Consider the following 20,605-nt stretch of genomic DNA (forward strand, 5'->3'; position numbering starts at 1 on the left):
TTCTCGTTCGACTTGCATGTGTTAAGCACGCCGCCAGCGTTCAATCTGAGCCAGGATCAAACTCTCCAGTTAAATATCTTAACAAGTCTTAAAGACCCGTTATTCTTCAACAGAGATTCTGATCTCTTTAATGCAATAAAAACTCCCGAAGCTTAAAGCTCCGGTTTCTTGGGGCCCATCTTTTACTTTGCTCACTATTCAGTTTTCAATGATCGCTGCGCCCCGGAAAACCGAGGCCGCCCACTCGTTGGAGCGAAAAAAAGAAGATAACCGAAACACCGGAGCCCGTCAAGATGTTTTCTGACGTTTTGCACAGCCTCTCGTCATGGTGTCGGGTTATCGTTCGGGGGCCAAAATAGCCGAACCGCCCCCCCTTGTCAACAGCAATATTACGGAAATCTCAAAAAACACGGGCCCGGCAAAGAGCCGCTCTGTAACTCGTTGTTTTTCTGCGAAGCCCCTCCCGAATCTCCCCCTTGCCCAAACCTGAAATAGTGGCATCTTCGGCTTGGTCTTGAAAAAAAAATAATCAAGATCTCCCCTTCTGTCTGCGGATTTGCCGCCCGATACTTGCCGCCATGCATGCCGCACCAAAGCCATTGTCAATATTCACCACGGCGATCCCCGGCGCGCAACTATTGAGCATACCCAGAAGCGCGGCAATGCCCCCGAGACCTGTCCCATAGCCAACACTGGTAGGCACGGCGATAATGGGTTTATCCACCAGACCACCGACCACGCTGGGCAAAGCTCCTTCCATCCCGGCGACCACTATCAATACGCACGCCTTGTCGAGAAGATCACGGCGCGAAAGCAGCCGATGTATTCCAGCCACCCCGACATCATATAACTTCTCGACCGCATGCCCAAGGCAACGCAGGGTAACATATGCCTCCTCCGCCACCGGGATATCGGAAGTCCCGGCCGTGAGCACCACAATAAGACCTTCCCCGCCATTTGCTTCCGGTTCAGGCTCTTCCATCTTCGCCGTCACCATGCGGGCCTCCCCATGGTAAACAAGCCCCGGAATTTCCAGACAAACCGCCTCTCCCTTCTCCTGACTTACCCGCGTGGCCATGACCGCCGGAGAAAAACCGAGAAGCTTTTTTAAGATATCGGCAATCTGACCGGCGGTCTTATTCTCCCCATAAACCACTTCAGGCACCCCGGTTCGCAACCGCCGGTGATGATCGAGGTGGGCACAGGACAGCATCTCGGAGGGAAAATGCTTCAATTCCGCCAAGGCATCGGCAACAGTACACGCACCGCAACTCACCTCGTAAAGAAGCTTCTGCATCCTTTTTTCATCCATCCCGCAACCTCGACACCTTATATAGATAAGAAACAAACACAACCATCATCCACTTCGGTTCAACTAGATCTTGCCTGAGGATACAGCATCCGGTAGAGTAACGCACTTTAAGAGAGTTTTCAGTGCATTTCCTTGCAACCGCAACCTTTCCCACAGGGATTCCGATGCCAGCCAAAAGCCCAGCACATCCACCGTCCAAATCATGGCTTAAAATCACAATCACCGCCGGCGAGACCATCTCCGACCCCATTGCCGACTTTGTCTGCCAACTAACCGGCGGAGTCGAACAGGTCCCGGTGGCGACAGCCAATGCCGCCCAGGAACAAATTGTCGGCTACGTGGAAAATGGCCCCCACGCCCAGGAACAACTGAAAAGAATCGCGGAGTATCTTGCGGAACTCGCCGACCTCACCCCTGGGGAGGGAACAACGCGGCTCGAAACAGAAATCATCCCTGACGAAGACTGGAACAAGGCCTGGAAGGAACGATTCAAGCCCCTGCCGATCACCGCCCACCTTGTTATCAAGCCCACCTGGGAATCATACCAGCCAAACCCAGGGGAAAAGGTGATCGAGATGGACCCTGGCATGGCCTTTGGCACAGGACACCACGCCAGCACCAAGCTGGCCCTTGAATTCATTGAGGCGCTTTTTCACGATAAAAACACCCCGCCCAAAACCGTTCTCGATGTGGGCACCGGCACGGGCATCCTGGCCATGGCCGCCGCCCTCTTCGGCGCCCAGGAGGTCTTGGCCATCGACAACGACCCGGAAGCGGTGGTGGTGGCGGAGGAGAATATCCTGCGCAATGCGCTGCAGCCAACCATTACCGCAAATGGCGTCGCCCTGGAAGAGATCCCCCGCCAGTTCGATCTTGTCATCGCCAACATCATCCATGACACGCTCATTGAACTTGCCGCTCCCCTTGCCGCGCACTTGGCCCTCAACGGCAAGCTCATCATGGCAGGCATCCTGACCGGACCCCAGACCGACAATATCCGCGCCACCTATACCGCTCTTGGCCTGAAGCATCTGGAAACCCGCAGCGAAGGGGAATGGAGCGCCCTTCTCTTCACACGGCCATAACCCCATGAGCCTGCGCCGCTTTTTCATAGATCCGGCAGATATCACGGGAGAAACCGCGCTGTTGACAGGCCCGGAAGCCCACCATCTCCGGACCGTCCTCAGGCTGAGTCCCGGCGATCCCATTACTTTTTTTGACGGGACCGGCGCGCGCTACCAGGCCCGCATCGAACGCATCCTCAAAGACCGGGTAACCGCAACCATTATCGGGCAAACCCGGGATCTTCCTCCCAAGGTTCATTTGCACCTGGGACAAGCCCTGCTCAAAGGGCAGAAAATGGATCTCATCCTGCAAAAGGCCACGGAGCTGGGCGTTGAGGCGATCTACCCCTTTTACTCGGAACACGGAATCCACAAACAGCCACGAGACACCCAGATGGATCGCTGGCAACGCATCGTTATCGAGGCCTGCAAGCAATGCGATCGGGCCACGCCGCCGGAAATCCATACCCCCAGAGAAGTAACCGACCTCATAACGCAGCCCCCCCCCTGTGACGCACGGCTGATCTTCTGGGAGCACGAGACCCGGCACACATTAAAGGATGTCCTTGCCCCCCACAACAAGGATTGCCGATCCGTATTGTTCCTTCTCGGCCCGGAGGGAGGATTCAGCGAGACAGAGGTTGCCTGCGCCCAGAAGGAAGGCTTTATCCCGGTTTCCCTGGGACCGCGCATTCTGCGCGCCGAGACAGCAACCCTTGCGGCAACAGCAATTCTGCAATTTACCCTTGGCAATCTCGACCCGGTTCTTCCGGACGATCAGGAGAAAAGCCCATGCGCGCCGTTGTCCAACGGGTAAGCCAGGCCTCGGTTCAAGTCGATGGACAGATCTGCGGCGCCATCGGACCGGGGCTTCTGGTGCTTCTCGGGGTCGGGAAAAATGATTCGGAACAGGACGCGGTGCTCCTGGCCGACAAGATTGTCAATCTCCGCATCTTTGATGACGAGCAAGGCCTTATGAATCGTTCCCTGCTCGAGGTGCAAGGGGAGATGCTGGTGGTTTCCCAGTTTACCCTGTTCGGCGACTGCCGCAAGGGAAGACGCCCATCCTATTCGACAGCCGCGCCGCCCACGGAGGCAGCGAGCCTCTACGAACGATTCATCCGCGAAATCCGCACAAAACAGATCACCGTGGCCACCGGCAAGTTTCAATCCATGATGGACGTAACCCTGATAAACAACGGACCGGTGACCCTGCTTCTGGACACGGAAAAGCAATTCTAGCCGCACTCCCATTCCTTTCACCATATATTTGCAACCCCTGCTTTACAAGCGTTGCAAATATAGCTATATATTCTTGCTTATTTATAGCTATGCGGGTGACGCAGTTTACGCCCGAAACCATGTATCTTTCTTGCCCGGCGAGGGGCTTCACATGCAAGAGCTTTGGTCCGATGACCCGAAGGTCGTTGGAGAAGAAATCGTACGGATTGTCGGCCAGCGCCTCCCGGTAACCCTCTTCCAAAAGGGGCTGAACCCGCAAAAACTCACGCCTTCCGAGATATTCACCAAAGAAACGGAACCACTCCTTCTTTTTACCAAGAATGCCCCTTTCCAGGCGCCAAAAGACCCGTGCCTGCTTCTGTACCAACAGCAGAACCAACCCATGCGCGGCTTCCACGCTACCCCCGTGCTTGAAACCAACAGCGACTTTGGAGTGCGCTTCCCCACCTCAATTATCATCATTCAACGGAGGAAACATCCCCGATATGCAACAAGCCCGCGCTCCGTTGCGACGTTCACCCGCAAGGCAAGCCAGTATCTCAATCATGGCACGATAAAAAACATCTCCATCGAGGGGGCACGGGTGGTGGGGAAATTTTCCCAGCATATCCAGAAAGGAGACAAACTCAGCCCGCTCAGCATGACCCTTCGTTTAAAATTTGGCGATTTTGAGGAAAAAGCCACCGCCCCGGAAGCCATTGTCCGCCAGATTATCGAGATTGATCAGGAGACCAGGGAATTCGGCATTCAGTTCACGCTCAGGGGCACGGACCTGGAAAATCTCGAACGCTACCTTGCCATTTGCTCCATCGAAAATTCCCCGCCGAACGCGACCTGAAAACACCGTCCGGGTGTTCTTCGGACCGACTCATCGCAACCGTACTTACCGGTGGGCTTTTCGCCACAAGGCGAGCAGGCGCGTTCGCAACTCCGCGTCACCAATGGCGCCGATCAGCCGCTCAAAGCCCTTCTGCTCCTCAGGATCAATCGGCTGCGGAGAAGCAGGCGGCTGCGGGCTCTCCGCAACCATCTTTTCCTCGCCAAGGGCCGCATCTATCTGAAAGCGGATGTCGCTTATCTTCTCGGAACCACGCACATTCGCATTGACATGTTCGAGCAAGGACTGCTTTTGCAAATGGAGCTGCTGCATCCAAACCGAGTCGGAAACCGCGATCCAGAGCACCGTGCCGCGAATCACCTGCGGTGCGGTCCGCTCCGCAAGCTCCGGACCGACAACCTGCGGCCAGTTCCGGAATACGGCGTGCAAGGCCAAGCGCTTGTCCCATTGTTTTTTTTTAAACAGCTCGGCAAACAGGGAATCGATGCGGATGATTTTTTCGGGAGCAGCCATGGTATTTGCGCCTGATTGAGTGGGATTTAGTCCCTGGATTGTAAACAACCCTTGCCGCATTGCAAAGAAATCATTATATACTGCTCACAATTTTCGGTCATTTTCCGGCCACTTTTTTTTATTGAACCGCAACAACAAGGACTTCCCCATGGGCTTTCGCTGTGGCATCGTCGGCCTGCCCAATGTCGGCAAATCGACCATCTTCAACGCCCTCACCTCGGCGGGCATCGAGTCGGCCAACTACCCGTTCTGCACCATCGAACCCAACGTGGGCATGGTGCCGGTTCCGGATGCCCGGCTCGACATCCTGGCCGAGATGGCCAAGACCAAGGTCAAGGTCCACGCCCAGATGGAGTTCGTCGATATCGCCGGTCTGGTGAGCGGCGCCAGCAAGGGCGAAGGGTTGGGCAACCAGTTCCTGGGCCATATCCGCCAGGTGGATGCCATCGCCCATGTGGTGCGTTGTTTTGAAGATACGAACATCGTGCATGTGGAGGGCAGCATCGATCCCCTGCGCGACCGGGAGGTGATCAACACCGAGCTGATCCTCTCGGACCTCGACACCGTGAGCCGGCGCATGACCAAAACCGCCTCCCAGGCGAAATCCGGGGATGCTGTCTACAAGGCGCAACTGGTTGTCCTGGAAAAACTGCACGGGCTGCTCAATGACGGCAAACCTGCCCGGGTTATCGAGCTCGACGACACGGGCCAAAAGCTGATGAAGGAGCTTTGCCTGCTCACCGCCAAGCCCATCCTCTATGTGGCCAATGTCAGCGAGGCGGAGATCAACACCGGCAACCAGTGGGTGGATGCGCTCCGCAAGGCGGCGGCTGAGGAAAACGCCTCCGTGGTCATGATCTCCGGGGCGATTGAAGAGGAATTGAGCGCCCTGAGCGTAGCCGAGCGCCAGGATTTCCTGGCCGATCTCGGCCTTGAGGAACCTGGGCTCAACCGGCTGATCAAGGCCGGTTACGAGCTGCTGGGGCTGATCAACTACTTCACCGTGGGCGAAAAGGAAACCAGGGCCTGGACCATCAAGCGCGGCACCAAGGCCCCGCAGGCCGCCGCGGTTATCCACACCGACTTCGAACGCGGCTTTATTCGGGCAGAGGTTATCTCCTACGCGGATTTCGTGGCCTGCGGCGGCGAGGCCAAGGCCAGGGAAAAAGGCCTGTTGCGGCTGGAAGGCAAGGAATACGTGGTGCAGGACGGCGACTGCATGAATTTCCGCTTCAACGTCTAACAGCAGGGAACGCACGATGATTAAAACCAATACGGAACAACTGATCTGCCAGTCCGTGATCGGCGAGATCACCTCCCCCCAGGGCGGGATCAACCCCTACAGGATCAACCCGGACGGGCATTCGGACGTCTACCCCGGCGTGGGCGGCATCACCTACAACCTGCGAATCGGGGATCTGGCCGGAGAGAAATTCGGCGACCATGTGGAGCCTGCGGTTTCCATCAGCAACTTCACGCAAGTTCAGGGGCAGCCCGGCCCCAACCGGGCCTTGAACCAATTTTCCTGCGTGGGCAACCTCGCCAAGGTGGTTTCCGGCGACGCCAAGGGCGAAACCGGCCGGGTGACGGGCAAGCATGGCGGCATCGAACACGTGCTGGTGGATTTTTCCCCGGAGGTGCTGGAGCGGCTCACCATCGGCGACAAGATCCAGATCAAGGCGTGCGGCTGCGGGCTGAACCTTCCGGATTTTCCCGGGATCAAGGTGCTGAACCTGGACCCGGCCCTGCTTGCCGCCATGCCGCTAAAAAAACTCAAAGATGGCAAACTTGAGGTTCCGGTGACCCACACCGTACCCGCCAAGATCATGGGTTCCGGCATCGGCGCCTCCCACAGCCACAGCGGCGACTACGACATCCAGATGTTCGACCAGGGTATTGTCAAGGAATACGGCTTGACTGACCTGCGGCTCGGTGATTTCGTCGCCATCTTGGACGCGGACGCCACCTATGGCCGGATCTATAAGACCGGCGGCGTGGTGATCGGCATTGTCGTCCATGCCAGTTGCGTGCTGGCCGGACATGGCCCGGGGGTGATGATCGCCATGACCTCAAAGGACGGGTTGCTGGCGCCCAAGATCAGCGCCAAGGCAAACCTGACCACCTATTTTGCCAAGATGAAATAATCCGCCTATTCCCTCAAGACAAAAGGAAGCATCGTGAACCACAGAGAACAACTCAAACAACTGCTGCTGACCAAATCGTACCGCCACGGGAAATTCACCCTCTCCTCCGGCAGGGAATCGGATTTTTACATCGACGGCAAACAGACCACCCTGTCCGCGGAAGGCGCGTACCTCTGCGGCAAGCTGATCTTCGAGATCATCACGAACAACCCGGAAAAGATCGACGCGGTGGGCGGCATGACTCTGGGCGCCGATCCTCTGGTCACGGCGGTTTCGGTGGTGAGCCATCTGGAACAGGCGCCCATTCCCGCCTTCATCGTACGGAAGGAATCCAAGGGCCACGGCACCGGCCAGTACATCGAAGGCTTGAGCAACATGCCGCAGGGCTGCACCGTTGCCCTGCTCGAAGACGTGGTCACCACGGGCGGCACCCTGCTCACCGTGATCGAGCGGGTGGAGGCGGCTGGCTTCAAGGTGGGATTGGTGGTGACCGTGGTGGACCGGCTGGAAGGCGGCGCCGAGGCGCTGGCCGAGAAAGGCTACCGGCTGGAAGCGATCTTTACCCGGCACACCCTGCTGCAATAGTGTAACTATCCAGCAGCACCGCATCTGCTTTGTCATCGGTCTGCTCATGTGCAATAGCACACTTCGCAGGCCTCTTCCTCGCATCTGTGGCACTGCTGAACAGTTACATTCCGTGGGGTTAGTCCAATTCCGGCATTAAAATAGTTTTACACAGTAGGATACGGAAGAGATAACGCAATGCAGTGCACGAAATGCAAGGGCAGGCTGGAGGTTTCCCGGTCCTGCCGCAGGGTCCGCATGCGGTGCCAAAAATGCGGACACGAATACCAGATCCACGAAGTGGCGGACCAACTGGATGAGGAAACCGAAGAGATCCTCTCCCGCTGGACCTGCATCATCTACGACTGATTACCACTCCAGCCGCAGCACATTATCCAGGGCATCGACCTTGGCCACCCGCACCGAAACGACATCCCCCGGCTTTGCGCTCAACGACTGACTCGGCGGCATATCGGCATCCAACAGGCAATCAAGCAGGGTCAGATTGATCCGCTTGGGCCCCTTGTTGACCAACAGCGCCTCAACCCTTGCCCCAACCTTTTGCTCCAGATATCTGAGCAGCCAGTAGCGGTGCCGGGTGCGCCGCACCTGGCTGACCCTGGCCAGCACCGTGTTGATATCCCCGGCAACCCCCGCGAGCTCGTCGGCGGAAAACATCGCCCCCCGGCCAGAGAGCAACTGCTTGATCTGGTGCTGCATAACCAGGTCGAGAAACCTTCGGATGGGGGAAGTGACCGTGGTGTACTGCATGACCCCGACGCCACTGTGGGGCTTGGGATAGACGAGAAGCTCCCCGGGCTTGAGCTGCTTGCGCTGACGAAAAATCGAAAACAGATCCTTCTCCCCGCCCGCGATCAGCCGCTGATGGGGATCGTCCTGGGCCCGGAACAGGCCGGGGGCCTGACGGTCCGCCACAAACTGGGCGGAAAGAGTATTGGCCAGCACCATGAACTCCGCCACCAGGCTGCGGGAGATGGTGTCCACCGGCGAGAGAGCCACCGAGACCTTGCCTTCCGGATCGATGCTGATGTTCACATCCGGCACCGGCAGGAGCAACGCCCCTTTTTCTATGCGCCGCTGCTTGAGCTGCTCGCTGAGCCTAGCCAAGGTCTGCAACTCCCAATCGCCGCTTGCCGCCAGCCGCTCCGCCTCCGGGTAGCTCAACTGCCGCTTTACCTCGACCAGACTCGGGATAAGATCAAACTCCAGCACCTCGCCCTGGGGGCTGAGCAGCACCATGACACTCAGGGCCGCCCGCGCCTTGCCGGCGACCAGACTGCACACCCCCTCGGAGAGCGCTCTTGGCAGCATGGGGATCTGGGTTTCGGGAAAATAGAGGGAAGTCATCCTCCGGACAGCCTCTGCATAAATGGGCGTCCCGGGCATAACGTAATGGGCCACGTCGGAGATATGGATGCCCACCAGGAAATCGTCGCCCCTTCGCTCCACATGCAGGGCATCGTCATAATCCCGGGTGGATTCGCCATCGATGGTGAGCAGGGGAAGCTCCCGTAAATCCCGCCGGTTTCTGCCGACAAGCTCTTCGGCCACTGGCTCTGGTGCCTGGGCAGCCGCAGCGCTGAGTTCCCCGGAAAAATCCACCGGGATTGCATAGCGCAGCAGGGCCACATTTTCATGGGGTTGCCAGACCCCGCTCCTGATCAGGAGATGGTAGACATCGTGCGGTCCAGTGAGTCCTGCTTTTTTCAGCAGTTCCCGGGCAAGCTCGCTCTCTTCGGCCTCGTTGCCAAACACATAGTAATCGCTCAGCAGAGCGAGGCAGCGGTCGCGTTCCGGCCACTCCGTTGCGGTATCCCCATCCCAAAGGCGCTTGAGCATCATGGCCCCAGTGCTCATCAGGGCCTCCTGCTCCTTTTCCCGTTCCTGCTTCAGACGCAACCCGGCAACCGCCTCCGGACCGTGGGCCAGCACCTGGCCCTCCTTGTATTTAAAATAGAGGCGATCCACAAAAATGGAACGGAGAAAGGCGGCAACATGGTTATCCGTGGCGTCTTCCCCAAAGGCGAGCTCGGCTAGAAAAGCGGGGCTGAAGCTTGCCCCCTCCTCCTCGCTGGCCAATTGCCAGATTCCGGCCAGATCGATCTGCGGCAGCATGGCCTGCCGGTTCTGATCTGCCTCCTTGAGCAAACGGAGTTGCTCATCCCTGCTGAGCGTAAGAGAATGGCGCTTTGCGGATTGGTGCAGCAAGCGGGAAAGGGGAAGATTCACCTCCCTGCCGTTCTGATTGATCAAACGCAGCCGTTTGCTGTCCTCATCAAGAACCATGGCACAGATGAACCTGCCCTGCTCCATGTATTCAATGATTGCGCCCTGCAAACCCATGTGATGTGCCCTTGTAATGAAAGAAAACGCGCCGGAAACTCTGTCCGATACAATTGAGGAAAATTCCGGCTGCGCGGTCGGCTAATGTCGGGGAAAAAACGTAACCGTTCAGCAGCGCCGCTTCGCTGCTGCCGCAGATGCGAGGAAGAGACCTGCGAAGTGTGCTGTTTGCACATGAGCAGGCCGATGACAGCTAAGCGAGCACCGCGAGACTGCGAAGCAGATGTGGTGCTGCTGAACGATTACGAAAAACTGGCCAATGTGTACCAGCTATTCCCGTGGTTGTCATCTTTTTCCATAACCGCTAAAAAGAGAGGGGATGCGGAAAATCAGGAATACTGGTATGTAACACTGTATTTTTCTTACTAACACACACGAGCGCAACGACCCCCATGAACAGCTCCCCGGAACAGGTCAAATCAGGCATTGTCGCCCTCATCGGGCCTCCCAACGTGGGCAAGTCCACGCTGCTCAACAGCCTGCTCGGCCAGAAGATATCCATTGTCTCGCCCAAGCCCCAGACCACCCGCAACCGAATCCTGGGCATCGTCAACGGCCCGGACTACCAGATCGTCATGCTGGACACACCGGGCATCCACAAGGCGAGAAGCCCCTTGAACCTGGAGATGGTGAAAATCGCCCTGGGCAGCCTGGCTGAGGTGGATGCCATTGTTTTCATGGTGGACGTCACCATGCCCCTGCCAAGCACGGGCACCACCCTGACCCGCTGCCTCGAGGGCCTCGACAAACCGGTGCTGCTGCTGCTGAACAAGATGGACCTCATCGACAAGGAAAAGCTGCTGCCCATCATCGCCACTTATCAGGGGCTCTACCCGTTCCAAGCGATCCTGCCCCTTTCGGCCAAAGCCAACGACGGCACCGACCTGGTCATCCGGGAGCTCTGCAGCCTGCTTCCCACCGGGCCGCGCCTCTACCCCGAGGATATCCCCACCGATGCCACGGAACGATTCATTGTCGCCGAGATCATCCGGGAAAAGATCTTCTTGCTGACCGGCCAGGAAATCCCCTATTCCACCGCGGTGACGATTGAGAGCTTCAAGGAAAACACGGCCAAGCAACTGATCACGATCCACGCCACCATCTATGTGGAAAAGGATTCGCAAAAGGGGATCATCATCGGCAAGAACGGCAGCAAGCTCAAACAGCTTGGGCAGGCAGCCCGAAAGGATATCGAAATTCTCCTTGACCAGCATGTGCTGCTCAAGCTGTGGGTGAAGGTGCAAAAAGATTGGACCAGCGACCCGCGCTTTCTGAGGGAACTCGGCTTTTAACAAAAAACGGGGGCCGACTCCTGAGAATCGCCCCCCGTTTACAGCTTTTCTTTTTTACAGATCAGACAACCACGTTCACCCCGCGTGATCGCTGCTTCATTCGAGCATTTTGCTCCTCGGGCTGTCGCGGCGGAGGTTCCCGCCTTTCCCGCGCTCGCAGCGATTCTTCCGCGGCATTCTGGTCCGCCGCTTGGTCAGCCTGGGCAACAGCTCTGGAAGCCTCCAGGGCGGCGGCGGAGATCTTGGTCACGACATCGGGGGATGCCTGACTGGTCTGGCCGGATTCGGTCCGGTTGCTGTCCGTCTTCTTTGCTCCTCCTGCCTCGGCATACGGAGAAGCGGGCCGTTCGGTCCTGACATTGGCTTGTACTGAAGTGGCGCTGGGATCCAAAGGCATTGTTCCACCTCCTGTGAGCGTAAACATCCGTTTTGCTGTAACACCCTGGCTGACTGCCGGCGGATAGTTACGTTATTATACTACTATAGTTTTCATTAAAGATAAAGCAATCCCTTGAGGGGAAATTATTCAGCCCCATCTCCAGCCCGCCTCCCCCTGCTTTTTCCCAAGCATCCTCTTGAATAACCCGGTAAAACGATATATAAAACACAGTTTGAATACGATCCGTCCGCAATGCGCAGCCCCTGCTCCGCGTTGCTCATTTTTTTGCAAGGAGAACACCATGCCCGAAGTTCGCGTCCGCTTCCCACCCAGCCCGACCGGCTATCTCCATATCGGCGGGGCCAGAACCGCCATCTACAACTGGCTGTTTGCCCGCAAGCACGGAGGCAAGCTGGTGCTGCGCATCGAGGACACGGACGCGGAACGCTCCACCCAGGAATCCATCCAAGGGATTCTCGACGGCCTGGAGTGGCTTGGGGTGACGTGGGATGAAGGCCCCTATTTCCAATCGGAATATGCCGCAGAGCATAGAGCTGCGGCGGAAAGACTCTTGGCAGACGGCAATGCTTACAAGTGTTTTTGCAGCAAGGACGAGCTTGAAGCCAAACGGGAAGCCGCCGCCGCTGCCAAGGGCGACTACCGGTACGACGGCGTTTGCCGCAGGCTCAGCCCCGAACAGGTCCGGGAAAAGGAGGACCAAGGGCTCCCCTATGTCATCCGTTTTAAAGTGCCCCAGGAAACGGGCAAGGTCGGGTTTGACGATCAGGTCTATGGCCGGGTTGAACGCGCCTACGAGGATATCGAGGATTTCGTCATCGTCCGCTCCAACGGCATGCCGCTCTATCTGCTCTGCAACGTGGTGGACGACATCCGCGACCGCATCACCCACGTCATCCGGGGCCAGGACGGCCTGAGCAACACCCCGCGCCAGATCCTGCTCTATCGGGCCCTAGGTGCGGAGCTGCCTACCTTCGCGCACATGCCGCTGACCCTTGATTTGAACAAGGCCAAGATCTCCAAGCGCAGCCACGGCGAGATCGTTTCGGTCCAGTTTTACCGGGAGCAAGGGTTTCTCCCCTGGGCCCTGGCAAACTTCCTCGTCCTGCTCGGGTGGTCCACCCCGGACGACCGCGAGATCTTCTCGCGAGAAGAACTCATCGAGGCCTTCGATCTTTCGGGCATCACCCGGTCCAACTCCATCTTCAACTACCGCAAGGACGACCCCAAATTCTTCACCGATCCCAAGGCGATCAACATCAACGCCCATTACCTGCGCACCCTGCCCATCGAGGAAATCGGCGCGCTGGTTAAGGATATCTTTGAAAAAGAAGGGTTGTGGGACGCGGCCTACGATGGCGAAAAGCGGCAGTGGTTCCTGAAAACCCTGGACATGACCAGGGAACGGTTCCACACCCTGAAGGACTTTGCCTCCCTTGGCCGGGCCTGGTTTGCCGACGACTTTGCCATGGACGAAACCGCCCTGACCAAGAACGTGCTGAAACATCCGGATCTCAAGGAGTGGCTGCCCAAGCTGGCCGACCGCCTCGAAGCCCTGCCGGAACTCAGCCACGATGAGACGGAGCGGGTCTGCCGGGAGTTCGCCGAGGAGCTCGGGGTAAAGGTGGGGGTGCTGGTCAACGGGGCGCGGGCCGTGATCACCGGCCAGGTCAAGGGGCCGAGCATGTTCGAGGTCTTTGCCCAGCTCGGCAAGCAGCGGGTTGTGTCCCGGCTCAAGGGCGCAACGCAGTACTTCGGATAAACGTCAGCCAAACTCTACGGGAAATACTCATATGACCAGCGACGAGACTCAGTCACAGGACTTCATCCGCGCCATCATCGCCGACGACCTCGCCGCAGGCAGGCACGAACAGATCGTCACCCGCTTCCCGCCTGAGCCCAATGGCTATCTCCATATCGGCCATGCCAAGTCCATCTGCCTTAACTTCGGCATCGCCAAGGAAAACGCCAAGGCACGCTGCCACCTGCGCTTCGACGATACCAACCCCACCAAGGAAGAGCAGGAGTATGTCGAGTCCATCAAGGACAATGTCCGCTGGCTGGGCTTTGACTGGGGAGAACATCTCTATTTTGCCTCGGATTATTTCGAGCAGCTCTATCAATATGCCGAGCATCTGATTACCACCGGCAAGGCCTATGTCTGCGATCTTTCCGCCGAGGAAACCCGAAGCTACCGCGGCACCCTCACCGAACCGGGCAAGAACAGCCCTTACCGCGCCCGGCCGGTGGCGGAGAATCTCGATCTGTTCCGCCGCATGCGGGCCGGGGAATTCCCCGATGGCACCCGGGTGCTGCGGGCCAAGATCGACATGGCCTCGGGCAACATGAACATGCGCGATCCGGTCCTGTACCGCATCCTGCATGCCAGCCACCACCGCACCGGCGACACCTGGTGCATCTACCCGATGTACGATTACACCCACCCCATTTCCGATGCGCTGGAGGGGATCACCCATTCGCTCTGCACCCTGGAATTTGCCGACCACAGGCCCCTCTACGACTGGACCCTGGACAACCTGCCGGTGCCCTGCCACCCGCGGCAGATCGAATTCGCCCGCTTGAATCTCAGCTACACCGTGGTCAGCAAGCGCAAGCTTCTGCAATTGGTCAACGAGGGGCATGTTTCCGGCTGGGACGACCCCCGCATGCCGACCCTCTCCGGCATCCGCCGCCGCGGCTATACTCCGGCGGCGCTGCGCAACTTCTGCGACAAGATCGGGGTGGCAAAAAAAGACAGCATGGTGGATGTGGCGCTGCTGGAGCATTGCGTGCGTGAGGATCTCAACGAGACCGCTGTCCGGGTCATGGGGGTTCTCGCTCCGCTCAAGGTGGTGATCACCAACTATCCCGAAGACCGCACCGAAAACCTCCCTGCCCAGAACCACCCGCAAAAGCCGGAGATGGGCGAACGAGCTGTGCCCTTTAGCAGGGAGATCTATATCGAACGGGAAGATTTCATGGAGGAGCCGGCAAAGAAATTCTTCCGCCTGGCTCCAGGACGGGAGGTGCGGCTACGCTACGCCTACTTCATCAAATGCGAAAAGGTGATCAAGGACGAACTCAGCGGCGAGACCATCGAGCTGCATTGCACCTACGACCCGGCCACCCTGGGCGGTTCCGCCCCGGATGGCCGCAAGGTCAAGGGCACCATCCACTGGGTCTCCGCCGCCCATGGCGTGGTTGCGGAAGTGCGCCTCTACGACCGCCTCTTCACCGAGGAAAACCCGGACGCCGGCGAGGCGGACTTCAAAACATTTGTCAATCCGGAATCTCTAGTGGTGCTTACAGATTGCCTGGTGGAGCCGAGCCTGGCCAATGCCCAGCCCGGCAGCCATTACCAGTTTGAGCGGCAGGGATATTTCTGCGTGGACAGTAAGGATTCCAAGGACGGTAGCCCGGTGTTCAACCGGACGGTCACCTTGCGGGATAACGAAAAGGTAAAAGGCGCGCGGTAAAAGATTCAAGGTAAATAAAAACGCGAGAAATTCGTTCCCCGCGCCAGCCGGTTTTATCCTTTAACCTTGCTCCTTGATCCTTTCACCTGCTTCCGGACACAATCTCCTCGAACAAATCCACTTCATGGCGGGAGCCGATAACCAGCGGCACCCGCTGGTGCAAGGATTTCGGCTCAATATCCATGATATTCACGCCATCATCGGTAATGGCCCGCCCCCCGGCTTGTTCCACCAAAAAAGCCAGGGGCGCGGCCTCGTACAGCAAGCGCAGCTTGCCGTGCGGCTTGGCCGGATTCCGATTGTCGCGGGGATAGAGAAAGATTCCTCCGGCAATGAGGTTGCGGTGAAAATCAGCGACCAATGAGCCGATGTACCGGGCATTGTAGGGCCGTCCGGTTTCCTTGTCGTTTTCCTTCAGGTATTCCACGAACCTTCTGACTTCGCTGTTCCAGAAGTTGTAATTCCCCTCATTGACGCTGAAATATTTGCTCCGTTCAGGAATCCTGATGTCGGGATGTGAGAGGAAGAACTCGCCCACGCTGGGATCAAGGGTAAAGCCGTGCACCCCTTCGCCGGTGGTGAATACCATCATGGTGCTGGAGCCGTAGATAATGTACCCGGCAGCCACCTGCTCCCGCCCCTTTTGCAGCAGATCGGCTTCATCCCCCTGTGGGGTATGATCGTTGGTGGATTTGCGCCGGTGGATGGAAAAGATGGTGCCGATGCTCACATTGACATCGATATTGGATGAGCCGTCCAGCGGATCAAAGGCCAGAGTATATTTGCCCGCACTCCCCTCGGCCACCGGGATGATATCCGCCTCCTCCTCCGAGGTCATCACGCAGATATAGCCGCAGCGGGCCATACGGCGCTTGATGGCGTTGTTGGCCAACTCATCGAGCTTTTGCACATGCTCGCCCTGAATATTGGTTTTTCCGGCCATCCCCAGTACATCTGCCAACCCGGCCATATTGACTTCGGCGTTGATTGTTTTGGCAGCCACGATCAATTCACTGAGCAGACCGGACAGATCGCCGGTGGCCTCGGGATGCAGACGCTGGCTGTCCATGATGTGACGGCTTACGGTAATTCCAAACGGTTTGCTCATTGTCTTCCCCATGCAGGATCAAAAAAATTCAGCGCAAAGGCTGGGTTGGCAGGACGTATGCCCTGTGGAATAGTACGGAAGAAACACCGGCGGGTCAAACAAAAAGAGCCTGCCCAGGGGCAGACTCTGTGTTTCCCAAGACCATGGCGCACCTTTCAGGCAAACATCTGCCCGATCTTCGCCTTGAAATCCTCCTTGGAAAAGGGCTTGGTGATGAAATCCGTCACCCCGGCCTGCCGGGCCAGTTCCGACTGGGTTTTCTCCGATTCGGTGGTCGCCATCAACACCGGGATCTTTGCCCATTCCGTTTTTTTCCGGATCTCGCGGGTCAGCTCGATACCGTCCATGTTCGGCATGTTCATATCGGTGATGATCAGGTCGAATTCGCTGTCTATCTGGAGATAATCAAAGGCTTTTTTGCCGTCTTCCACCGTGACCAGCTCCATGCCGAGGTCCGCGGCAACCCCCTTATAGAAGAAGAGCATGGCCTTGGAGTCATCCGCGGCAAGAATACGTTTTTCCTTGGCGCCGACATCGGCGAGGCTCAATTCCTGAATATCCTTGGCAGCCTGGTCTCCTCCGATCCTCTCCAGTTCGGCCCGGAAGGCGCCGATGGCTTGATGATCCCCGGATTTCCCCAAGGCGCCAAGCACGGCAAGGCGCTGTCCGCCATCTTTATAGAGGGCGGCAAAGAGCTGCCGGGCGTGGGAGGTAATGATGGCCGAAAGCACCCGCCCGCTCTGGGCATCCCCCCTGGCGATGATCTCGTTCAGCATCTTGACCACCCCCGGATTGCACTGATGATCAAGGGCGGTTACCACGGCAATGAGGACAAGATCATCCGTCTCGGCCAAGCCGTCGGTCAGGCCAATCACGCTGCGCATGGAGGTGATCCTTCCCAGCGCTTCATAGATGGCGAATTTAAGGTTGATCTCTCCGGCATTTTCCAGATGGGCGACCAGAATATCGGCGCCCCGTTTTTTCCCGGTCATGCCGATGACGTTGGCCGCCATGATTTTTTCATCCTTGTCACCGGTATCGAGACATCTTTCCAAGGCAGACAGAATCCCCTCCCCCATGCCGGCAAGGGTGGAGATCACGACCCGCCGGAAAGAGGGGTTGGCGTGGTGGATGAACCCGATGAGAAAATCAGCCGTCGTGTCGCCGGGAAAATTAGCGAGGTTTTCCACGGCCAGGGCAGTGCGCAGGTCGCACCCGGCATCAACCTTCTGGACCTCCTTGCTCTCGGAAACCAAAGCCATCAAGGCATTACAGACTTTGGGGTCATGGGTGGCGGCAAGGGAGCGCATGGCCCAGGCAACCACGGAATAATCATCATGCTTGAGATACGGCAGCAGAATATCGACAAGACCCGCATCCTTGAAATTGCACAGAGCCCGAATGATCTCGGAGACCAACTCGTTGTCCGTCGCCGAGCCAAGGAGCTTGACCAGCGCGGCCTGAAGGGCGGCGGAACCACCGTCGGCCGCCCTTCGGATGCAGAGGAGACGGACAGCCGCTGCTTGATGCTCCAGACCGGCGATGATCTCCTGCTCCCGTCCGGCAAGCAGATCAAAAATGGTGTGGTAGACCATTTCATCGACCGCCTGATCTCCAAGCGGATTGGCATACAGATTCCACAAGCCAGGGATGGCTTCCACCAACCTGGATTCCTTGATCTCATCCAGGCAGATGATCTGTTCGATCATATCTTTTTGCGCAAAATCCTTTAAGAGATCCATGGTACTCCTTCTCGCTCGTTATCCTTCCGGCTTGCCCAGCCCTTCACAGGCAAAAGCGTGTCCATTCAATATGGTAATATACTATTACACAGGCTTCCTTTTTAGAATCTTTTTTTTCATTTCCCGGCTATCAGGGGAGCAATCCGCTCAAGAGGCACAATTTTTTCCACCCCGCCAAGGGCGATGGCCTCCTTGGGCATCCCGAAAACCACGCAGGACGCCTCATCTTGGGCGATGGTGTAGGCGCCGGCCTGGTGCATCTCGGCCATCCCCCGCGCCCCGTCATCGCCCATGCCGGTCATGATGATGCCGATGGCATTTTTTCCGGCATAGCGGGCCGTGGAACGGAAAAGCACATCCACCGAGGGCCGGTGCCGGCAGACCAGGGGACCGTCCTTGATCTCCACGAAATAGCGGGCGCCGCTGCGTTTCAGCAGCATGTGCCGGTTGCCGGGGGCGATCAGGGCCTGGCCGCGCAACACGGTGTCGCCGTCCTGCGCTTCCTTGACCCGGATGCGGCAGAGCCCGTTCAATCGCTCGGCAAAGGCGCGGGTAAACCCCTCGGGCATGTGCTGAACAATGACAATGCCGGAACAATCCCCGGGCAGCGCTTCAAGAAATATCCGCAGGGCTTCCGTGCCCCCGGTGGAGGCGCCCACTGCCACCACCTGTTCCGTGGTCTGCACCATGGCGGTGGAGGAAGGCGGGGGCAGCATGACATCGGCGGTGAGTTTTTTTTCCACATGATGGGGCTTGGCGGCAATGCGCTTGACCATGACCCTGGATGCGGCCTTGACCGCGTCACAGATCCGGATTCTGGACTCTTCGATGAACTGTTTCGTGCCAAGCTTGGGCTTCTGAATGATGTCGATGGCCCCATACTCCAAGGCCTTGAGCGTGGTTTCCGCCCCTTTCTCCGTAAGGGTCGAACACATGACCACCGGGATGGGATGCTGGCTCATGAGCTTGTGGAGAAAGGTGATCCCGTCCATGCGCGGCATCTCCACGTCAAGCACGATGACGTCCGGCACCTCCTTGGCGATAAGATCGGCGGCCACATAGGGATCCCTGGCCGCTCCCATCACCTCGATATGCGGGTCCGACTGCAACGTATCGGTCAAGGTCTGCCGCACCACAGCGGAATCATCGACGATCAGCACCCTGATTTTACCATGAGACATCGACATCACCCTGGGACAGAAGAACGGGGAATACGCCGCAGCAAAACTTCGCCGGTGTGGGTATAGAAAAAGAGCTTGCAACCATGTACGCCGCCCACCTCCTCCACGGCAATGGAAACATTGTATCGGGCCAAAGCCTCTCGCGCCGCCTTGATATTCATGGCGCCAATGCTTCTGGCGTCGGTTGCCGGGCCAAAGCGGAAATCCAGGACATCCGCCCCGCCAAAGATCTTTGCCACCAGCCCGGCGTTGGGGCACAAAACATCGCCGTGGGTCAGGATCTCAACCATATATCGCACCGAACTCTCCACAAAGCGAAAGCTATCCTCCACATCCAAATCCGCTCGAACCGGCATCACGCCATGGCACATGGCCCCGGTCTTCTGCCTGGGGCAAAACAGGCACACCGAAACGCAGGAGCCGAGGATGGTGGTGATCAGGGTCGGCTCCTGGGCGACAAACAGCTCGCCGGGGTGGAGGTTCACCACCGGGAGATCCGTATCGAGGATATCTCTTATTTGCGGCATCGATACACCGCCGCGGCGATACGATCCATCCGGTCTCCTATGCCTTCCAGGGTTTCCGAATGCCCGGTGAACAGATAGCCCTTGGGAGAAAGCTGACGATAAAATTTTTCAAACAGCGCACACTGGGTTTTCCGGTCAAAATAGATGATCACGTTCCGGCAAAAGATGATGTCCATCTTCCGGTCAATGCCGAAATCCCGATCCATGAAATTGAGCCGCCGGAATTCCACCTTGCGCCGGAGTTCCGGGACAACCCGATGAAATCCCTTATGCGCGCCCTTTCCCTTCATCAGATACTTATTGCGGAACACCGCCGAAACCGGCGCCACCACATCATCGGAATAGATAGCCTCTTCCGCCTTGGCAAGCACCTCGGTGCAGATATCCGTGGCGAAGATGGAATAATCCAGCCCCGGATACCGGGAGAAAAACTCCTCCAGGACCATGGCCATGGTGTACGGCTCCTCGCCGCTGGAACAGCCCGCGCTCCATATCCGGAGAGTCTTGTGGGCCGAATGGGTCATCCGCTGCACATAGTCGGGGAGAACGAGAGAGGTCATGACATCAAAATGCTTTGCCTCTCGGAAAAAATCGGTCTTGTTGGTGCTGACCACGTCGATCATGTGGCACAGTTCCCTGGCTTGGCCATCGGGACTCAATACATAATCGAGATAGGCGGAGAAGGAATCCAGATGGAGCTGCCGCAGCCGCTTCTGCAACCGGGCGGAAAGCATGGTTTTTTTGATGGGAGGCAGTTTGATGCCGCAGGTTTCGTAAATAAAGGCGCTGAATCGGTTGAAATCCCGATCGGACAAGGCCGGTGAATGCACGGACCAATCCC

The 20,605-nt window shown here is 57.7% G+C and carries 21 protein-coding genes and 1 rRNA gene; 12 read left to right on the plus strand and 10 right to left on the minus strand.

Going from position 1 to position 20,605, the window contains the following annotated elements; genetic code table 11:
* A 16S ribosomal RNA gene (locus tag MWR57_RS07570) occupies nt 1–72 on the minus strand; the annotation flags it as partial.
* Between the two features lie 457 nt (nt 73–529).
* Complete coding sequence (gene larB / locus MWR57_RS07575) at nt 530–1,312, minus strand: nickel pincer cofactor biosynthesis protein LarB (protein WP_479723955.1); 783 nt, start codon at nt 1,310–1,312, stop codon at nt 530–532.
* Between the two features lie 164 nt (nt 1,313–1,476).
* Between larB and MWR57_RS07580 the strand changes: the two genes are divergently transcribed.
* The 4 genes from MWR57_RS07580 (at nt 1,477) to MWR57_RS07595 (ending at nt 4,456) form a co-directional block, all read left to right on the plus strand.
* On the plus strand, nt 1,477–2,397 hold the full coding sequence (locus tag MWR57_RS07580; protein WP_423124198.1) for a 50S ribosomal protein L11 methyltransferase: 921 nt from the start codon (nt 1,477–1,479) through the stop codon (nt 2,395–2,397).
* A 4-nt stretch (nt 2,398–2,401) separates the two neighbouring features.
* Entirely contained in the window at nt 2,402–3,193 is a 792-nt protein-coding gene (locus tag MWR57_RS07585; protein WP_423124199.1) for a 16S rRNA (uracil(1498)-N(3))-methyltransferase, read from the plus strand.
* On the plus strand, nt 3,169–3,618 hold the full coding sequence (dtd, locus tag MWR57_RS07590; RefSeq protein ID WP_423124200.1) for a D-aminoacyl-tRNA deacylase: 450 nt from the start codon (nt 3,169–3,171) through the stop codon (nt 3,616–3,618). Before MWR57_RS07585 ends, dtd begins: the two co-directional genes overlap by 25 nt.
* A gap of 151 nt (nt 3,619–3,769) precedes the next feature.
* Nucleotides 3,770–4,456 (plus strand): PilZ domain-containing protein, encoded by a 687-nt coding sequence (locus tag MWR57_RS07595; RefSeq protein WP_423124201.1) that lies wholly within the window; start codon nt 3,770–3,772, stop codon nt 4,454–4,456.
* 45 nt (nt 4,457–4,501) lie between these two features.
* On the opposite strand, the gene MWR57_RS07600 is transcribed toward MWR57_RS07595, so the two are convergent.
* Nucleotides 4,502–4,969 (minus strand): DciA family protein, encoded by a 468-nt coding sequence (locus tag MWR57_RS07600; RefSeq protein ID WP_423124202.1) that lies wholly within the window; start codon nt 4,967–4,969, stop codon nt 4,502–4,504.
* A gap of 148 nt (nt 4,970–5,117) precedes the next feature.
* On the opposite strand from MWR57_RS07600, the gene ychF reads away from it, so the two are divergent.
* From ychF to MWR57_RS07620, 4 genes are all read left to right on the plus strand, one after another.
* On the plus strand, nt 5,118–6,212 hold the full coding sequence (gene ychF / locus MWR57_RS07605; protein ID WP_423124203.1) for a redox-regulated ATPase YchF: 1,095 nt from the start codon (nt 5,118–5,120) through the stop codon (nt 6,210–6,212).
* A gap of 16 nt (nt 6,213–6,228) precedes the next feature.
* Nucleotides 6,229–7,113 (plus strand): DUF4438 domain-containing protein, encoded by an 885-nt coding sequence (locus tag MWR57_RS07610; protein ID WP_423124204.1) that lies wholly within the window; start codon nt 6,229–6,231, stop codon nt 7,111–7,113.
* Between the two features lie 33 nt (nt 7,114–7,146).
* Complete coding sequence (gene pyrE / locus MWR57_RS07615) at nt 7,147–7,698, plus strand: orotate phosphoribosyltransferase (protein ID WP_479723956.1); 552 nt, start codon at nt 7,147–7,149, stop codon at nt 7,696–7,698.
* Between the two features lie 177 nt (nt 7,699–7,875).
* Nucleotides 7,876–8,046 carry a dual CXXC motif small (seleno)protein gene (locus tag MWR57_RS07620; RefSeq protein WP_423124205.1) on the plus strand — a complete coding sequence of 57 codons (171 nt, stop codon included), beginning with the start codon at nt 7,876–7,878 and terminating at the stop codon, nt 8,044–8,046.
* On the opposite strand, the gene MWR57_RS07625 is transcribed toward MWR57_RS07620, so the two are convergent.
* Nucleotides 8,047–10,041 (minus strand): ribonuclease catalytic domain-containing protein, encoded by a 1,995-nt coding sequence (locus MWR57_RS07625; protein ID WP_423124206.1) that lies wholly within the window; start codon nt 10,039–10,041, stop codon nt 8,047–8,049.
* 186 nt (nt 10,042–10,227) lie between these two features.
* Here MWR57_RS07625 and MWR57_RS07630 point away from each other — a divergent pair, with 186 nt between their 5' ends.
* Entirely contained in the window at nt 10,228–10,410 is a 183-nt protein-coding gene (locus MWR57_RS07630; protein ID WP_423124207.1) for a hypothetical protein, read from the plus strand.
* A 23-nt stretch (nt 10,411–10,433) separates the two neighbouring features.
* Nucleotides 10,434–11,333, plus strand: coding sequence for a GTPase Era (era, locus tag MWR57_RS07635; protein WP_423124208.1), 900 nt, complete (start codon nt 10,434–10,436; stop codon nt 11,331–11,333).
* Between the two features lie 61 nt (nt 11,334–11,394).
* Here era and MWR57_RS07640 read toward each other — a convergent pair whose 3' ends face one another.
* Nucleotides 11,395–11,730 (minus strand): hypothetical protein, encoded by a 336-nt coding sequence (locus MWR57_RS07640; protein WP_423124209.1) that lies wholly within the window; start codon nt 11,728–11,730, stop codon nt 11,395–11,397.
* 283 nt (nt 11,731–12,013) lie between these two features.
* Here MWR57_RS07640 and gltX point away from each other — a divergent pair, with 283 nt between their 5' ends.
* Both gltX and MWR57_RS07650 read left to right on the plus strand, forming a co-directional pair.
* Complete coding sequence (gene gltX, locus MWR57_RS07645; RefSeq protein WP_423124210.1) at nt 12,014–13,492, plus strand: glutamate--tRNA ligase; 1,479 nt, start codon at nt 12,014–12,016, stop codon at nt 13,490–13,492.
* 31 nt (nt 13,493–13,523) lie between these two features.
* The gene (locus tag MWR57_RS07650; protein ID WP_423124211.1) at nt 13,524–15,206 is read left to right on the plus strand and encodes a glutamine--tRNA ligase/YqeY domain fusion protein; all 1,683 of its coding nucleotides are present in this window, start codon (nt 13,524–13,526) and stop codon (nt 15,204–15,206) included.
* A gap of 82 nt (nt 15,207–15,288) precedes the next feature.
* On the opposite strand, the gene fbp is transcribed toward MWR57_RS07650, so the two are convergent.
* The 5 genes from fbp to MWR57_RS07675 form a co-directional block, all read right to left on the minus strand.
* The gene (gene fbp, locus MWR57_RS07655; protein WP_423124212.1) at nt 15,289–16,314 is read right to left on the minus strand and encodes a class 1 fructose-bisphosphatase; all 1,026 of its coding nucleotides are present in this window, start codon (nt 16,312–16,314) and stop codon (nt 15,289–15,291) included.
* A 155-nt stretch (nt 16,315–16,469) separates the two neighbouring features.
* The gene (locus MWR57_RS07660) at nt 16,470–18,056 is read right to left on the minus strand and encodes a response regulator (protein WP_423124213.1); all 1,587 of its coding nucleotides are present in this window, start codon (nt 18,054–18,056) and stop codon (nt 16,470–16,472) included.
* A 116-nt stretch (nt 18,057–18,172) separates the two neighbouring features.
* Nucleotides 18,173–19,237 (minus strand): protein-glutamate methylesterase/protein-glutamine glutaminase, encoded by a 1,065-nt coding sequence (locus tag MWR57_RS07665; RefSeq protein WP_423124214.1) that lies wholly within the window; start codon nt 19,235–19,237, stop codon nt 18,173–18,175.
* A gap of 5 nt (nt 19,238–19,242) precedes the next feature.
* Nucleotides 19,243–19,764, minus strand: a complete 522-nt coding sequence (locus MWR57_RS07670; RefSeq protein ID WP_423124215.1) for a chemotaxis protein CheD — start codon at nt 19,762–19,764, stop codon at nt 19,243–19,245.
* Nucleotides 19,752–20,594, minus strand: coding sequence for a CheR family methyltransferase (locus MWR57_RS07675; RefSeq protein ID WP_423124216.1), 843 nt, complete (start codon nt 20,592–20,594; stop codon nt 19,752–19,754). Before MWR57_RS07675 ends, MWR57_RS07670 begins: the two co-directional genes overlap by 13 nt.
* Nucleotides 20,595–20,605 lie beyond the last annotated feature (11 nt).

The organism is Hydrosulfovibrio ferrireducens (genome assembly GCF_046883345.1).
Classification (GTDB): domain Bacteria; phylum Desulfobacterota; class Desulfobulbia; order Desulfobulbales; family Desulfurivibrionaceae; genus Thiovibrio; species Thiovibrio ferrireducens.

Excerpts from the sequence above, each read along its gene's own strand:
- larB (WP_479723955.1), bottom strand. The coding sequence starts at position 1,312 with ATGGATGAAAAAAGGATGCAGAAGCTTCTTTACGAGGTGAGTTGCGGT.
- MWR57_RS07580 (WP_423124198.1), top strand. The coding sequence starts at position 1,477 with ATGCCAGCCAAAAGCCCAGCACATCCACCGTCCAAATCATGGCTTAAA.
- MWR57_RS07585 (WP_423124199.1), top strand. The coding sequence starts at position 2,402 with ATGAGCCTGCGCCGCTTTTTCATAGATCCGGCAGATATCACGGGAGAA.
- dtd (WP_423124200.1), top strand. The coding sequence starts at position 3,169 with ATGCGCGCCGTTGTCCAACGGGTAAGCCAGGCCTCGGTTCAAGTCGAT.
- MWR57_RS07595 (WP_423124201.1), top strand. The coding sequence starts at position 3,770 with ATGCAAGAGCTTTGGTCCGATGACCCGAAGGTCGTTGGAGAAGAAATC.
- MWR57_RS07600 (WP_423124202.1), bottom strand. The coding sequence starts at position 4,969 with ATGGCTGCTCCCGAAAAAATCATCCGCATCGATTCCCTGTTTGCCGAG.
- ychF (WP_423124203.1), top strand. The coding sequence starts at position 5,118 with ATGGGCTTTCGCTGTGGCATCGTCGGCCTGCCCAATGTCGGCAAATCG.
- MWR57_RS07610 (WP_423124204.1), top strand. The coding sequence starts at position 6,229 with ATGATTAAAACCAATACGGAACAACTGATCTGCCAGTCCGTGATCGGC.
- MWR57_RS07620 (WP_423124205.1), top strand. The coding sequence starts at position 7,876 with ATGCAGTGCACGAAATGCAAGGGCAGGCTGGAGGTTTCCCGGTCCTGC.
- MWR57_RS07625 (WP_423124206.1), bottom strand. The coding sequence starts at position 10,041 with ATGGGTTTGCAGGGCGCAATCATTGAATACATGGAGCAGGGCAGGTTC.
- MWR57_RS07630 (WP_423124207.1), top strand. The coding sequence starts at position 10,228 with ATGACAGCTAAGCGAGCACCGCGAGACTGCGAAGCAGATGTGGTGCTG.
- era (WP_423124208.1), top strand. The coding sequence starts at position 10,434 with ATGAACAGCTCCCCGGAACAGGTCAAATCAGGCATTGTCGCCCTCATC.
- MWR57_RS07640 (WP_423124209.1), bottom strand. The coding sequence starts at position 11,730 with ATGCCTTTGGATCCCAGCGCCACTTCAGTACAAGCCAATGTCAGGACC.
- gltX (WP_423124210.1), top strand. The coding sequence starts at position 12,014 with ATGCCCGAAGTTCGCGTCCGCTTCCCACCCAGCCCGACCGGCTATCTC.
- MWR57_RS07650 (WP_423124211.1), top strand. The coding sequence starts at position 13,524 with ATGACCAGCGACGAGACTCAGTCACAGGACTTCATCCGCGCCATCATC.
- fbp (WP_423124212.1), bottom strand. The coding sequence starts at position 16,314 with ATGAGCAAACCGTTTGGAATTACCGTAAGCCGTCACATCATGGACAGC.
- MWR57_RS07660 (WP_423124213.1), bottom strand. The coding sequence starts at position 18,056 with ATGGATCTCTTAAAGGATTTTGCGCAAAAAGATATGATCGAACAGATC.
- MWR57_RS07665 (WP_423124214.1), bottom strand. The coding sequence starts at position 19,237 with ATGTCTCATGGTAAAATCAGGGTGCTGATCGTCGATGATTCCGCTGTG.
- MWR57_RS07670 (WP_423124215.1), bottom strand. The coding sequence starts at position 19,764 with ATGCCGCAAATAAGAGATATCCTCGATACGGATCTCCCGGTGGTGAAC.